This window comes from Gemmatimonadota bacterium, assembly GCA_026706845.1.
In the GTDB taxonomy this organism is placed as follows: Bacteria; Latescibacterota; UBA2968; order UBA2968; family UBA2968; genus VXRD01.
Genome location: JAPOXY010000259.1, coordinates 1 through 14,475 on the forward strand (window position 1 = coordinate 1; position 14,475 = coordinate 14,475).

Annotated in this window: 12 protein-coding genes; 5 read left to right on the forward strand and 7 right to left on the reverse strand. The window is 51.6% G+C overall.

Features of this window, described 5'->3' with window-relative positions; translation table 11 throughout:
• Window positions 1-565, reverse strand: a 565-nt coding sequence (locus OXG87_22725) for a hypothetical protein (protein ID MCY3872369.1), incomplete at its 3' end; no start/stop codon positions are given.
• A gap of 15 nt (window positions 566-580) precedes the next feature.
• Window positions 581-964 (reverse strand): DUF2089 domain-containing protein, encoded by a 384-nt coding sequence (locus OXG87_22730; protein ID MCY3872370.1) that lies wholly within the window; start codon window positions 962-964, stop codon window positions 581-583.
• Between the two features lie 230 nt (window positions 965-1,194).
• Here OXG87_22730 and OXG87_22735 point away from each other — a divergent pair, with 230 nt between their 5' ends.
• Window positions 1,195-3,822 carry a M14 family zinc carboxypeptidase gene (locus tag OXG87_22735; GenBank protein MCY3872371.1) on the forward strand — a complete coding sequence of 876 codons (2,628 nt, stop codon included), beginning with the start codon at window positions 1,195-1,197 and terminating at the stop codon, window positions 3,820-3,822.
• 82 nt (window positions 3,823-3,904) lie between these two features.
• On the opposite strand, the gene OXG87_22740 is transcribed toward OXG87_22735, so the two are convergent.
• The 5 genes from OXG87_22740 to rnr all read right to left on the reverse strand — a co-directional run bounded on the left by OXG87_22740 (window position 3,905) and on the right by rnr (window position 10,609).
• Window positions 3,905-4,675, reverse strand: coding sequence for a DUF4292 domain-containing protein (locus OXG87_22740; GenBank protein MCY3872372.1), 771 nt, complete (start codon window positions 4,673-4,675; stop codon window positions 3,905-3,907).
• Between the two features lie 14 nt (window positions 4,676-4,689).
• A complete protein-coding gene (locus tag OXG87_22745; protein MCY3872373.1) occupies window positions 4,690-6,594 on the reverse strand; it encodes a tetratricopeptide repeat protein in 1,905 nt (634 codons plus the stop codon).
• Window positions 6,595-6,599: 5 nt separating this feature from the next.
• The gene (locus OXG87_22750) at window positions 6,600-7,757 is read right to left on the reverse strand and encodes a hypothetical protein (protein ID MCY3872374.1); all 1,158 of its coding nucleotides are present in this window, start codon (window positions 7,755-7,757) and stop codon (window positions 6,600-6,602) included.
• A 102-nt stretch (window positions 7,758-7,859) separates the two neighbouring features.
• Window positions 7,860-8,276, reverse strand: a complete 417-nt coding sequence (locus OXG87_22755) for a hypothetical protein (protein MCY3872375.1) — start codon at window positions 8,274-8,276, stop codon at window positions 7,860-7,862.
• A 182-nt stretch (window positions 8,277-8,458) separates the two neighbouring features.
• On the reverse strand, window positions 8,459-10,609 hold the full coding sequence (gene rnr / locus OXG87_22760; protein MCY3872376.1) for a ribonuclease R: 2,151 nt from the start codon (window positions 10,607-10,609) through the stop codon (window positions 8,459-8,461).
• A 125-nt stretch (window positions 10,610-10,734) separates the two neighbouring features.
• Between rnr and OXG87_22765 the strand changes: the two genes are divergently transcribed.
• The 4 genes from OXG87_22765 to groL form a co-directional block, all read left to right on the forward strand.
• Window positions 10,735-11,814 (forward strand): serine protease, encoded by a 1,080-nt coding sequence (locus OXG87_22765; protein MCY3872377.1) that lies wholly within the window; start codon window positions 10,735-10,737, stop codon window positions 11,812-11,814.
• 119 nt (window positions 11,815-11,933) lie between these two features.
• The gene (locus OXG87_22770) at window positions 11,934-12,386 is read left to right on the forward strand and encodes a superoxide dismutase (GenBank protein ID MCY3872378.1); all 453 of its coding nucleotides are present in this window, start codon (window positions 11,934-11,936) and stop codon (window positions 12,384-12,386) included.
• A 181-nt stretch (window positions 12,387-12,567) separates the two neighbouring features.
• Window positions 12,568-12,858, forward strand: coding sequence for a co-chaperone GroES (gene groES, locus OXG87_22775; GenBank protein MCY3872379.1), 291 nt, complete (start codon window positions 12,568-12,570; stop codon window positions 12,856-12,858).
• 33 nt (window positions 12,859-12,891) lie between these two features.
• The coding region (groL, locus tag OXG87_22780; GenBank protein ID MCY3872380.1) for a chaperonin GroEL at window positions 12,892-14,475 on the forward strand (1,584 nt) is incomplete at its 3' end.

The following is a 14,475-nucleotide window of genomic DNA, read 5'->3' on the forward strand; positions in this document are numbered from 1 at the left end:
CAGTTCCCCAAACCGAGATTTTTGCGTCAATCTGGACCTCATCGCGATCCCAAATTTTTGAGGTAATATGGCCCTTTGGCGTCCGCACAGATAGGCGATCAGAGACCTGGATCGGCGTTGTTTCAACAAATTGCCGCACCGCTTTTTCAGGGTACCGTCTATCGCCATCTTCCGCCCATTGTGAAAAGGCTTCAGATGCTGTTTGCATCGCCTCCTGAACAATCTCACCCACATCGGGAATTGAGCGCGTGGCCTCACGCACTATGCGATTGACATTGGGCATCGCCTCGCGCACCGCGCGTCTGGCTCTGGGCATCGCCTCGCGCAGAGTCTCTTGCGCTTCGCGGATACGTTCTTGCACCTCAACCTGAATATCTGCGCCGCCAGAGCGTCTGCGTCGGCGTTGGCGCTGACGACTTCCATTGCGTCTGCGCTGGCGACCTTCACCTTGACCTTGAGGTTCTTCTGCAGTATCTCCGAGCGCATCGAGTAATTTCACGGCATCTTCTGCCGTTATTTTTCCATCTTGAATCATCTCGAGAACCTTCATGCGTTCTTCTTTCACGATATACTCCTTTCTTTATCCTCTCTTTTTAAGTTCTTCCGCTGCATCCTCCACTGAAATCTCACCGGATTCGAGACGGTCGAGAACCTCTTGCTGGGACGCAGTGGACAAATTTTCCACCTCGGGATGTGTTCCCGTTACAAAACCGAGTTCTGCAATCACATCGTCGAGATGGTTGCGAATCGTGCTATAGGGCACGCGGAGTTCGCGCGTCATCTCTCTGACATTGCCGCGCAATCGGACAAATGTCTCGACAAAAGTCAGGTTTTCGGGCGTCAGCCGGTTAAAAATCGTGGGCTGAAACTCTCCGATAACCTCACATTCACATTGCGTACAGCGAATGCGGGTGACAATCACATCATTCTGGCAGGCTGGACATTTTTCAATAATTTTACGCATTTTTCTCCTTTTTTCGTTTTAGACACCATTTTAGACAAAAAAGTTTCACAAAAATATAAAATATTTTAATTTTGAATGCAATTTGTTTTTTTACAATAACTGGTCTTTAAAAAAATGACTCCCGTGGATCAAGGCAATAAACTGATTTAAAGGACCCAACCCTTCTCATTTGACTTTTTCTAATAATTTCTTTCCTTGTTATGTCCTCTCACCCCACAACGAGGCATCCAATGACACGCCTATTGATCATCCTCATCGCATTAATCGGACTGAATACACCGGCTCATTCTCGCGTTGACCTCAGCTATTACCTGCCCGAGGGCACGACCTACAATCCCGACATCCCCACACCCGAAGCCTTTTTCGGATTTCAGATTGGCGATTGGCACCTGCGGCACGACCTCATCGCGAACTACATGCACACACTGGCCGAGCGCTCCGACCGCATAGTCCTCACACAATATGCCCAAACACACCAGCAACGGCCCCTATTGTTGCTCACCATCACATCGCCGCAAAACCACCAGAACCTCGCCGCCATCCAGACACAACACCGGCGACTCACAAACCCGGACCAGTCATCCGCGCTCGACATCAACACAATGCCCGTAGTCGTGTACATGGGATATAGCATCCACGGCAATGAACCCAGCGGAGGCAACGCCGCGCCATTAATTGCATATCATCTATCAGCGGCGCAAGGTCCTGCCATAGACAACCTCCTCGCCAACGCCGTCATCTTGCTCGACCCCGTATCCAATCCCGATGGCTTTGACCGCTTTGCACACTGGGCAAATATGCACCGCAGCAAACAACTCGTTGCCGACCCCGAGCACCGGGAACATCGAGAAATCTGGCCGAGTGGGCGCACCAACCACTACTGGTTTGATCTCAACCGCGACTGGGTATTTATCCAGCATCCCGAAAGCAGGGGGCGGATTGAAATATTCCAGGCATGGAAGCCCAACATGCTCACCGACCACCATGAAATGAACACCAATTCCACTTACTTTTTTCAACCGGGCATACCCTCGCGCAACAATCCCCTCACACCGGCACGCACCTATGAACTCACCGCTGAAATCGCCAAACGCCACGTCAGCGCGCTCGATAAAATCGGCACACTATATTACACGCGGGAGTCATTCGACGACTTTTACATCGGCAAAGGATCGACCTATCCCGATCTCAATGGCGGCGTGGGCCTTCTCTTTGAGCAAGCCAGCGCCCGCGGACTCATACAAGAAAGCATTCACGGACCGATCTCCTTTCCCTTTGCCATACGCAATCAGGTAAGAACCGCCCTATCAGCGCTCCAGGCAGCCCGTGAACTGCGCACCGAACTGCTATCGCATCAGCGCGATTTTTACATCTCCGCATCCCGGGAAGCCGGGGCTGCCGCCATCAAAGCTTATGTTTTTGGCGATCCGGACGACATAGCGCGCACCCATCATTTTATCGACATACTCCAGCAGCACCACATACAGATCTACGACCTCGCGCGCCCCATGCGCATCGGCGGTCAGACCTTCTCGCCCGGCTCGGCCTATATCATTCCCACCGCGCAACCCCAATACCGCTTACTCACCAGCCTGTTTGAACGCCGCACCACCTTTCGTGACAGCTTATTTTACGATGTCTCAGCCTGGACATTGCCCCTGGCATTTAACATGCCCCTCGTCGAGATCAAATCGTCATCCCAGGAATTTATTGGCGACCTGTTGCCGCCGTCTAAATTTCCTCGTGGCCGTCTATCTGTATTCAACTCAGCGGTCAATACACAGACGGGTTATATTGGCGAACAGGGGGCTTATGCGTACCTCTTTGAATGGAATGGACATTACGCACCGCGCGCACTTTACCGCCTGCAAAAAGCCGGGATAAGAGCCAAAGTAGCCTCGCGACAATTTCGCATGCGCATCCCCTCTGTGGCCGACTCAGGGAATGTGCGCTTATTTGACTACGGCACCATACTCATCCCCATGGGCATTCAAAAAAATGATCCGCAAACAATTCGGAACCTCATGCAAACAATCGCCCTCGAAGACGCCCTCGATGTATTTGCCGTCTCCACCGGACAGACCGACAGTGGTATTGACCTGGGCAGCCCGGGGTTTGTCCCCCTCAAAACACCTCAAATAGCCCTTTTAATAGGCAAAGGCGCCGATGTCTATAACGCAGGTGAAGTGTGGCATTTATTAGACCAGCGCTATAATATGGGCATCAGCCTCATAGACGCCAGCCATGTGCGCGATATAGACCTCAATCGCTATAATACAGTAATCGCAGCAGGCGGATCTTATAGCGCCCTCGACTCTACCGGCGTCAACGCCTTAAAACAGTGGCTGCACCGGGGCAATACACTCATTGCACTCAACAGTGCGGTTCGCTGGGCCATCAATTCCAAACTCGCCAGTGCCCAATTCGTCGAGCGACATCGAGAAAATCGCAGCGAACGCAAAACTTATATCAATGCACCCAGTGATCGGGGAGCACAAATTATTGGCGGTGCTATCTTTCAGACCTACCTGGACCGCACCCATCCCCTCGCCTATGGGTATCGCAGCGATAGCCTGCCAGTCTTTCGGCGCGGCACACTCTTTATCAAACCCGTAAACCCTTATGCCACCCCCTTGCAATACGCCAAACAGCCCTTGCTCGCGGGTTATATCTCTGAAAGAAACCGCAATTACATCGCCGAAACCGCATCCACCCTCGTCGCCAAACAGGGCAATGGCCGCGTCATACTCATGCTCGACAACCCCACCTTCCGCGCCTACTGGTACGGCACCCAAAAACTCTTTGCCAACGCCCTCTTTTTCGGTCCCACCATCAGCCTGAGCACCCTGGACGAGTAACAGGCGCGTTCCACCTTGCAAAAAATAAAAGAGCACTGATTATAGCGAACCAGTGCTCTTTTTATTATCCGCATCACATTATTCATCGTTGAATATCGTGACGTATGGCATCTCTGGGCACGGACAAAACAAAGTCCTCGTCGGACAGTCCCGTATTGATGGCGCGCGATTTGACCTGGATGAGAATGACATCCTCACCCTGCCGAATCTCGATACGTCGGGGCAGTGCAAAACCGCCATCCATTCGATAATCGGACAGCATGCGTGCCGATACGAGTTGTCCATCGGCGTTATAGACCCTCTCCTCGCGCAAAAAACCCGTACCAGCCTCAATCCAGAGACGGCGCAAATAAAGATCGTATTGCAACTCGAGAAAAATATGTTTTTCCCCAGATTCAAAGCGCACCACGCGAGAGGCATCCAGAAGGGAGAGATTGGGCAAGCCCAGAATAGCGCGATCATACGCATAATAGGACAGATCGACGTCCGTGAGCACATAGAGCACATCTTCGGGAGGACCCACGAGATAGCGATTCTCGCGGGGCAGGTGAACGTGCAGCGTATCATCCTGGGCACGCGCGGCCATGACCACAGTACCGAAACCGCCAACCACGAGTTTGAGATCTGAAGGCACTCGGTGGCGCACAAGCGCAGAAGCCCTGCGTTCGCGCACCCCATCAATCGTGAGGTCAACGCTGGCGCGGACCTCCTGACTGAGCAAACTGTCGTAGCGGGTAGCAGTGAGATCGAAAAATTCGGCTGAAGAGGTAATAGGCGGCAAAAGGGCGGGGCGGTTGGCGACGCAGCCAGCGATCAGAAAGAGGAGAATAAGGAGATATTTAGGATTGTGCATTGGGGCGGGGTCGTCTATTCGGAAGAACTCGCATCTCTGGAAAGATTTTTGAATTTTTCCCGCAGAGTCTGGTTATCGGGATCAAATTCTATAGCGCGTTCATAATGGTAGCTCGCGCGTTCGAGATCACCCATTTTTTGAGCTGCATCGCCCGCGTGCTCGTGAATAACCGCCAGATTCTCGCGCAGACCATCTATAATCGGGGAATTGGGATCAGTTTGGCGAAGGGTTTCTTCTTCAACGGTGAGGGCGCGATCGAGCCAACGCGCGGCGTTTTCGTACTGTTTGAGCTGATAATAGACCCAGCCGAGACTGTCGAGATAAGCGCCGTTCTCCGGGTCAATCTTCAGGGCGCGTTCAATTAACTTTTTTGCCTCGGTGAGGCGTTCACCGCGCTCGGCGAGCATATACCCCAAATAATTGCTGGCATCTGCGTGATCCTGATCCAGTGCCAAAAGACGTTGAAATACTGCGACCGCGCGATCGAACTGTCCCGCTCGTTCGAGGCTGCGTCCCAGATCAAAGAGCACATGCTCGAAAAATTCGGGATTATCTTCCGTATCGGCGACGAGTGGCTCCAGCAGGGGAATGGCTTTCTCCCAGTTGCGATCAAAAAGATATGTGCGTGCCAATTCGTAGCGAAAACCCGTATTTTTAGGTCTCGCGGCCACAGCCTGTTGATAGATCGTGCGCGCCTGGGCAATTTCATTTTGGCGCAAATAAACGCGGGCGAGATCAAACGCGACTTGATCGTAATACTCGCTTTCAGGACGCGTATCTCGATGGAGCTTTTCCAGGATCTGTTGCGCGCTTGCCCAGTTTTCTTCGGCCCTGTAAGAACGGGCAATACCGAGATGATACTCGGTTTTTTCACCCTGTAAGTTGGCGTGGCGATAGGTTTTGCGCGCATCGGCCGTACGATTGGCATCGAGCAACAAACGGGCTTTTATGCCCAGCAGGGTCTGATTTTTGGGATCGGTTTGCAACTGGTGATTGAGAACGCGTTCAGCCATATCGACAAATAGCATTTTCTCGTCGTGATCGCGACGCCCCTTCACCATTCTGAGAAGCACATTGCCCAACTGATCGACCAGACGGACATCTGGTTCCTCAAAGAGGCGATTGAGATAGGGTTCGTGACTGTAAATGTGTACTAACTGAACCCAAACAGGGACGGTCTCCCTGGTAACGCTATAATCTTGCCGCGCGATTATCCCCCGAAAATTTTGTTCGGCAGATAGTGTATCGCCCCGAGAAAGATGTGTTATACCCAGCTTAAACTGGAGATCATCGTTATTGGGGTCATCTTTGAGGATATCGCGATAAATGTGCGCTGCTTTGTCAAACGCGCGCTGCCGGTGGTAGGTCTCAGCGGCAAAGAGCTTTTCGCGCGCACCCATCAGTCCGGGCATGGCAACAATGCTATCGAGCAATGTTATGACTTTGCGGCGCTGCCCCCTGGCCTCGTAAATCTGAAAAAGATGTTGATAAGCATTCAGGTCTCGCGGCGCAAGGCGCACAATAGCATTCAACTGGCCAATCGCTCTGGTAGTATCGCGCAAGCCCCTGCTGAGGGCTTCGTAATAGAGCCAGCGAATTTGCACATTTTTCGGATCGATTTGAACGGCTCGCCGCGCGGGTTCAACCGCATTTTTGAACCGCCGAATAGCATTGAGATTGCGAGCCAGCGCGCTGTAGAGCGTCGCAGAAGTTGAGTCGTATCGCACAGCGGCTTGCAGTTCTTCAATAGCCCGATCGCGTTGGCCTGCGGATTCTGCTAATCGCCCCCGCAAAAAGTGCGTGACAGCATGGGGATGAGGGGGTGCTTTTTTGGGTACAGCGCGCAAGCTAATCTGCGGTTGCTGCGCTGTTGTACAGCCGATGAGCAGCGTGAGAAAACAAAAGAATATATAACGCATGATCCTTAATCCCTGGGTGGGCGAGTTTTAGACTTGGGCTTTTTGAACTCCCACATCAGTTCGCTGCGGCCAAAATCGGTTTCGTGGGACTGCACGATGAGTTTGATGTACTTCGTCTGATCCGAAACAACCGGTGTTTTCATAACAGTATGCGCGGAAAAATAGAGTATAAGCAATTTTTCATTGCCCACATAAGTAATATTCACGGGTGGCTCTGCAAAATAGCGCACTTTTTCACCGGGCGTATAAGTGGGATAAATATACGTGCCAAATACATCCGTGACTTCGATTTCTCTACCCGGCACAGAAACCTGGAGAGCTTCGAGCGGATAAAATGCCCGCTCTTCAATTTTGTCGGGTTCATACCCGATACCTTCGCTGTCTTCGAGATAAATCGTCCAGCGACTGAGATCGAGATACGCCTTGTTGTAGATGGTATTGAATTTTAAGCGAATTTGAATATCGTCACCGAGTTGGTTTTGGCTGGCATACGCATCCCAGGCCTGGGCAGAAATGCTATCGGGACCGTAATGGGTTTGCAACATATCAAACTCTGAACGCACGAGATCCGGTACGTACAGTGTCGCTGAGATGAGCAGCGGGGAACGCACGACGCGATAGCGTTCGGAAACGTTCAACTCCCGGAATTGCAAATCGGGGTGATCGGCAATACTCGGTGCCTGTGGCAAATCATCTATGGGACGCACCGAAGGAATAAAGCTGCGCACAGTCCATACCTTGAGCAATTGGGGATATGTCCAGGTATTATCTGGATCGGGCTCTGAAGGCAGGGTGAGTTTATAGACCTCTTTTTTTCCCGAAAACTCCGGAAAAAGCGGAGAGTTTTGAACGTGGTAATAGGGATATTCCGCAATGGGAATGGCAAAAACATCGCCCTTTTTGATGAGCTTATCCAGGCGTTCAATTTGCTTGCTATCAAGCGCAGTTTTGAGTGCATCAAACACGGCACTGGCGCTGTCATTAGCACTCTGACGCAAGCTTCTCAGATCCTTGAGCTTTGGAATATAGCCCTGCCACAAAAGGGCTTCGTTGGTTCGGCGAGCGCGTTCAGTCTGATATTCAATCACGACATCGCGAAGTGCGGAAACGTGTTTGGCAACATGTTCTTTCTGGTCGCCCTTCGCCTTGAGGTGCTTACTCAATCGATCTGCTTCAAGCAGATCCTTCGTATTGGCACCCCAGGCGGTTTGGAGCGCGAAAACAAAAAGAAAAAGAAGGTTTGAGGCAATTCGCAAAAACATAGGTCAATGTTCCGATGAACCGATTTCGACGTGTACGCTCCACCAGTTAAAATTCTGTCCGTTGGCCTCAAGTGTGACGGGACTTGTCTGTCCTGCTGTCATATTCATTCTGGAGGTAGGACCGAGTTCAACCCTGTTTGACAGGTGGATTTCGACACGGACATTGGAGACAGTCGCGTTGGTCGTATTGGTCAATGTTCCCGTGAACATCTCTTGCTGACTGTCGTAGCGCATGACGAGCTCAACTCCGCTTCGGGCCTCCTTAGCCTCATCTGCCAGTCCATACTGAATTCCGGATTCACCTTCTTCACCCGATTCGGTCGGACTGACCGAACACGCCATGAAGACCAGCGCGAAGACACACGCCAGAGCAAAGAGAGATATGGTTCGAGATGGTTCAGGGTGTGTGGATGTTGACATGGTTGTATCTCCTGTCTGAATGTTGTTATCCACTTCTTTTTTCGGAATGTATGGTTCTAATGTCTAAAAATAAAAAAGGTTCAAATTTTTTTCCAAAATCGAAACTAATCATTATAGTTCTATCTTTTAAAATTTTAAAAAACAATGTGTTGTAAATACAGATCACACACGACATATTTTTGTTATTTTCGTCGATGTCGCGTGCGTTTGGCGCGATTGTTGCGGCGATTCGGGATGTGTTTCAGCAGGTGAAAGTCTATCCGCAGGCGTTGCTGGTCGAGCTGGGCGAGTTGTACCTGAACCGAATCCCCAAGCCGGAAAGTCCTTCCCGTGGATTCACCGACGAGTGCGCCTTGCAACTCGTGGTAAATATAATAATCATCCCAGAGATTTTTTACGTGAACCAGGCCCTCGATGAGTACATCATTGAGTTGAACAAAAAACCCGATAGAACGCACATCGACGATAACAGCATCAAAACACTCGCCCATCTTATCTTTCAAATAGAGAATTTGCATAAGCCGAATAGCATCCCACTCGGCCTGTTGCGCGGCGATCTCGCGTTGCGTCGCCAGATCCCCAATATCGGGCAATCGGCGTGCGCGGCGCGCCATCTGTCCGGGCGTGCTATCATCGTTAATCGCATCGCGTAAAATCCGGTGAAGAATCAAATCGGGATAGCGCCGAATGGGCGACGTGAAATGCGTATAAGTATCGCAAGCCAATCCAAAATGACCGACATTGACGGGCGTGTACACCGCTTTCTTCATTGAGCGCAACAGGCGATGACTCAAAATATGACCAATGGGCTCATCCTTGAAATTTGCGAGAAACGCCTGGATATTTTCTGCCCGCGAGGGATTTGAAAGGCGATACCCCAATGTTCTCGCCAGATCGCAAAATTCGGCGAGTTTTTCACCGTCGGGCGGTTCGTGGACGCGATAGAGAATCGGGATACCGCCATCGGCCATGCGCCGCGCAACGATTTCATTTGCCAGAAGCATAAATTCTTCGATGAGGCGGTGGCTATTCAAACGGGCGCGGGGACCAATGTGAATGGGATGGCCCTGATCGTCGAGGACAATACGCGGTTCGGGAATCTCAAAATCAATCGTACCCCTTGCCAGGCGTCTCTCTGTCAAACGGCTTCTCAGAGCCTCCATATACATGAGAACATCGGCATACGATTCGGCGGGATTGGCCGTGCCCCCATCGCCATCGAGCACCTGCTGAACCTCTTCATAAGACAGACTCGCCCGACTGCGTATAACCGTCTCTGCAATTTGGGCATCAATCAGCTCGCCATCGGGGGTAATCTGCGCCAGAACACTCAGAGCAAGTCGATCTTCACCGGGCTGTAGAGAACAGATATTTGCAGAAAGTCTCTCCGGCAACATGGGAATGACGCGATCGGGGAAATACACGCTGCTACCACGAGAGAGAGCTTCGTGATCAAGGGGCGAGCCTTCGGGAACATAGTAGCTCACATCGGCAATGTGAATACCCAGACAATAGGTCTGATCATCGAGAACCTGAAGCGACACAGCATCGTCGTGATCGCGCGCATCAACTGGATCAATCGTAAAACAGGTCAGATCGCGCAAATCGAGACGACGGTCAATTTCCTCTGCGGGAATATCTTCTATAATCGCTTCTACAGCTTCGAGCACATGTTGAGGAAAAACGAGAGGAAGGCCGAGTTTTTTGATGAGAATCAGGGTCTCAATACCCGCATCGTCCGCATTGCCCAGAACTTCGACAATCTGCCCATCGGGATGGGCATTAGGTGAGGAATATTTAAGGCGCACAACCACCTTTTGTCCCGCCTTAGCGCCACAGGTCAGGTCATCGGGAATATAAACGCGTGCGCGAATGCGCGGATCGTCGGAAATAACGAGAGAAGCGCCGTCATACGTACCCACCATTGTTTGCTCGGCGCGTTCCACAATGCGAACCAACTCGCCCTCTGCGCGGTCGCTGCCCTGTGCTCTGCGCGTGAGACGCGCCACAGCGCGGTCGCCGTGTCGCGCACGCCTCATGTATCTCGCACCAATAAAAATATCTGCGCCGCCATCTTCGGGCGCGAGCAAGCCATATCCACTGGACTGGACACTGATGCGACCGACGACGAGATTGTGATCAGACGGAAGGCCGTAACGGCTACGGCGCAACTTGACGAGAGATCCATCGCGCACCATGCCGCGAATAAGGCGACGAAAATCTGAATACGCCCGATCGGAAACGCGAAGCGCGCGAGCAAGTTCCCGGATTTTGAGCGGACGCCTGTGTTGTTGACGCACAAAATTCAGTACTTGATCGCGAGAGACAGACATATTTTCAAATAGATGAGATAGATGGCAGATAAACAGGCGGGAGATATAGTGGCAATGCGCGAACGAAATTATTATAATGCTGTGGAAAACTCAGGGCAAATATACGGAAAGGGCGCGAAAAAGCAATGCAAAACCTCTACTACCTGATCGCCCTCCTGTGCTTTGGGGGGTGCGCCGCGCAATATGTTCTGGCACCCGATGGGGAATACGATTATCGCGTACCCGTCGGGCGAAAAGATGCCCGTGCGGGATTTGAAACCCTATTTGCTTCCACCGTAAAAGTCGTGTGGACGCCTCAATATACCAACGTGTTCTACACACATGATATGAGGAATGACAGGGGGTTTCCGCTCCATTTGCCTTTAACAGATGAAAACAGCCCAACCGGCTATCGGCTATTGCGAAATGGCATCCGCGAAACCGTCGATTCCTATTCCAAAGTGGGCACCGCGCTTGTGATTTCACGACAATCCGTGGCCAATCAATACAATTTTGCAGTTGCACTGACAAATGCACATCTGGTAACAGCACCGGATACCATTCGGTATTTTATGCGGGACGCCCGAGGCCTGGAAACAAATGTGCTCGAACGGATCTCCATTAAAATCAGCACCTCATTGCATGTGGTCAATCGCGATGGCGAAAGCATCTCTGCAAAAATCGTGCGCCTCAATCCCGAAGCAGACCTGGCTTTACTCAAACTCACCATTCCCCATCTGATGAAAAAACCAGTGCCTTTTCTCCTGCGACTGGGCAAAACATCGGACCTGCAATGGGGCAATTTTGTCTATATCGCGGGTCATCCAAAAAACAAAATACGCCTCACAGCGGGCACAGTGAGTTTGGACGAGGACAAAGATCGGTTTTTTGTCGATGCGCCCATCCGTGCAGGCTACAGTGGCGGGCCTGTAGTTGCCGTGCGAGATGGCTTGCCCCATCTTGAACTCGTGGGCCTTTGTCGCGGAGCCACAACTGAAACATTCCGCTTGCTGGTACCCAACCGAAAATTGAACGAAGGTGCGACATTATCGCCCGACTTGCTCGGTCACATCTCGGTTGAAGAGCGCGAAGTAGTAGAACCCGGTCTGGGTATCATCGTGGGAATAGAAGCCGTCAAACGCTTTTTATTGGACAGTCGCGAACCGCTCCGAGAGGCCGGTATAAATATCAAAACCGATGCGGCAATGCGCATGTGGGGGTTTTGAAACCGGGCGGATTTGTATTATATTGACGGGACGGCACGATCCGTGCCTTTGTCATTGCGGCATGCTTTTAGCCGCAATCCAGAAGGTTTTTGCTAACCGCTTTTTACAAGGAGACCAAAATGAAACATCTTACTGCTTCTTTGCTGACCTTATTCCTTCTACCCGTTCTGGTCGGGGCGCACTGCGAAATACCGTGTGGGATCTATGGCGATGAGGGTCGTTTTGCTCTGCTATTGGAAAATGTGACCACCATTGAAAAGTCGATGAATGAAATCAACAAATTATCGGGCGAAAGCGAAAAGAACAACAACCAGATCGTGCGGTGGGTCGTCAACAAAGAGCACCATGCCGATCAGATTCGCGATATCGTCGCACAATACTTCCTGGCGCAACGGATCACAGAACCTGCGGAAGGGGATGCCACGGCAGCAAAAGCCTATACTGAAAAACTAATAGCCCTGCACAAAATTATACGCACGGCAATGAAGTGCAAGCAAACCACAGACCCGAAAAACGCGCAAACCTTGCGCGACCACATAAACGCTTTTCAAGCGCTTTACAATGCCAAATAATTAATCTACATCACCACTTTTTCCGGGACAATCTCCATCGAGATTGTCCCATTTTTTTATTTTTCTTGCGTATATGAATCGTCTTTGATATATTCTCCGCCCCATTAGCACTCGGCAGGTGAGAGTGCTAAAACAATCATCCGTTTCTTTTCACACCACCTCGCAGAAGGAGGCTATAACAATGGCGAAGGTGAAACCCCTCGGGGATCGCGTGCTGGTCAAACCTGTTGAAGAAGACGAGCAGATCAAGGGCGGCATCATCATCCCCGACACAGCCAAAGAAAAACCCCAGCGGGGCGAAATTGTGGCTGTTGGCGATGGCAAGCCCGACGACTCGGGTAACCGGATTGCACTGTCAGTCGCAGCTGGCGACACAGTACTTTATGGCAAGTATTCGGGCACAGAAGTCCGTCTGGACGACGAAGACTATTTGATCATGCCCGAAGGCGATATTTTAGCGATCATTGATTAATACCAATCATTAGTTTTAATCAGGAGGATAATAATGGCCAAGCAACTCGAATTTGATGTTGCAGCTCGAGAAGCCCTCAAACGGGGTGTGGATCAGTTGTCCGACACCGTGAAAGTCACGCTGGGACCCAAGGGCCGCAATGTCGTACTGGACAAAAAATTTGGTTCGCCCACCGTCACCAAAGACGGTGTCACAGTAGCCAAAGAAGTCGAATTGGAAGACCCCTATGAAAATATGGGTGCTCAGATGGTCAAAGAAGTCGCTTCCAAGACCTCTGACGTAGCTGGCGATGGCACAACCACAGCAACCGTACTCGCACAGTCGATCTTCCACCAGGGCTTGCGCAATGTAACAGCCGGTGCCAACCCCATGGACCTCAAGCGCGGTATTGACAAAGCCGTGGCAGCCTCTGTCAATCTGGTACACGACATGAGCAAACCCGTGGCGGGGCGTACAGACATCGCACAGGTCGCATCTACCTCTGCCAACAACGACAAAGCCATTGGCGATTTGATAGCCGATGCAATGGAAAAAGTGGGCAAAGACGGCGTAATCACAGTCGAAGAAGCCCGCAGCATCGAAACCACGCTGGACGTGGTCGAAGGCATGCAGTTTGACCGCGGATATGTGTCGCCTTATTTTGTCACCGATGCCGACAACATGGAAGCCATTCTGGAAGAAGCTTTTATTTTGATTCACGACAAAAAAATCTCGGCAATGCGCGACCTGCTTCCCGTACTGGAAAAAATCGCACAAACGGGCAAGCCCCTGATGATCATTGCCGAAGATATCGAAGGCGAAGCCCTCGCCACACTGGTCGTGAACAAAGTGCGCGGCACATTGAAAGTCGCCGCAGTAAAAGCCCCGGGCTTTGGCGACCGCCGCACGGCAATGCTGGAAGACATCGCCATCTTAACGGGTGGTCGCGTCTTATCCGAAGATGCGGGTTTCAAACTGGAAAATGCCACCACCGCAGACCTCGGCGAAGCCAAACGCATCACCATTGACAAAGACAACACAACCATCGTCGAAGGCGGCGGTAATAGTGCCGATATCCAGGGACGCGTTGGACAAATTCGCCGGCAGATCGACGAAACCACATCTGATTACGACCAGGAAAAGCTGCAAGAACGCCTGGCCAAACTGGCCGGTGGTGTAGCCGTGATCAATGTGGGCGCTGCCACAGAAACCGAAATGAAAGAAAAAAAGGCCCGCGTTGAAGATGCCTTGCACGCCACGCGCGCCGCGGTTGAAGAAGGCATTGTCCCCGGCGGTGGCGTTGCACTGATTCGCGCTGCAGCTGGCCTGGACGAAACGCGTGAAAATGTCGAAGGTGACGAAAAAACCGGCGTGGATATCGTGTGCCGGGCACTGGAAGAGCCACTGCGCCAGATCGCCAATAACGCCGGTGTTGAAGGCGCGCTGGTCGTGCAAAAGGTCGCCGCTGGCGAAGGTAACCTGGGCTATAATGCCGATACAGACGACTACGAAGACATGATACAAGCCGGCGTGCCCGACCCGACCAAAGGCACGCGGTCTGAACTCGAAAACGCCGCTTCAATAGCCAGTCTGTTACTGACAACCGAAGTACTGGTGGCCGATAGACCCGAACCCGAG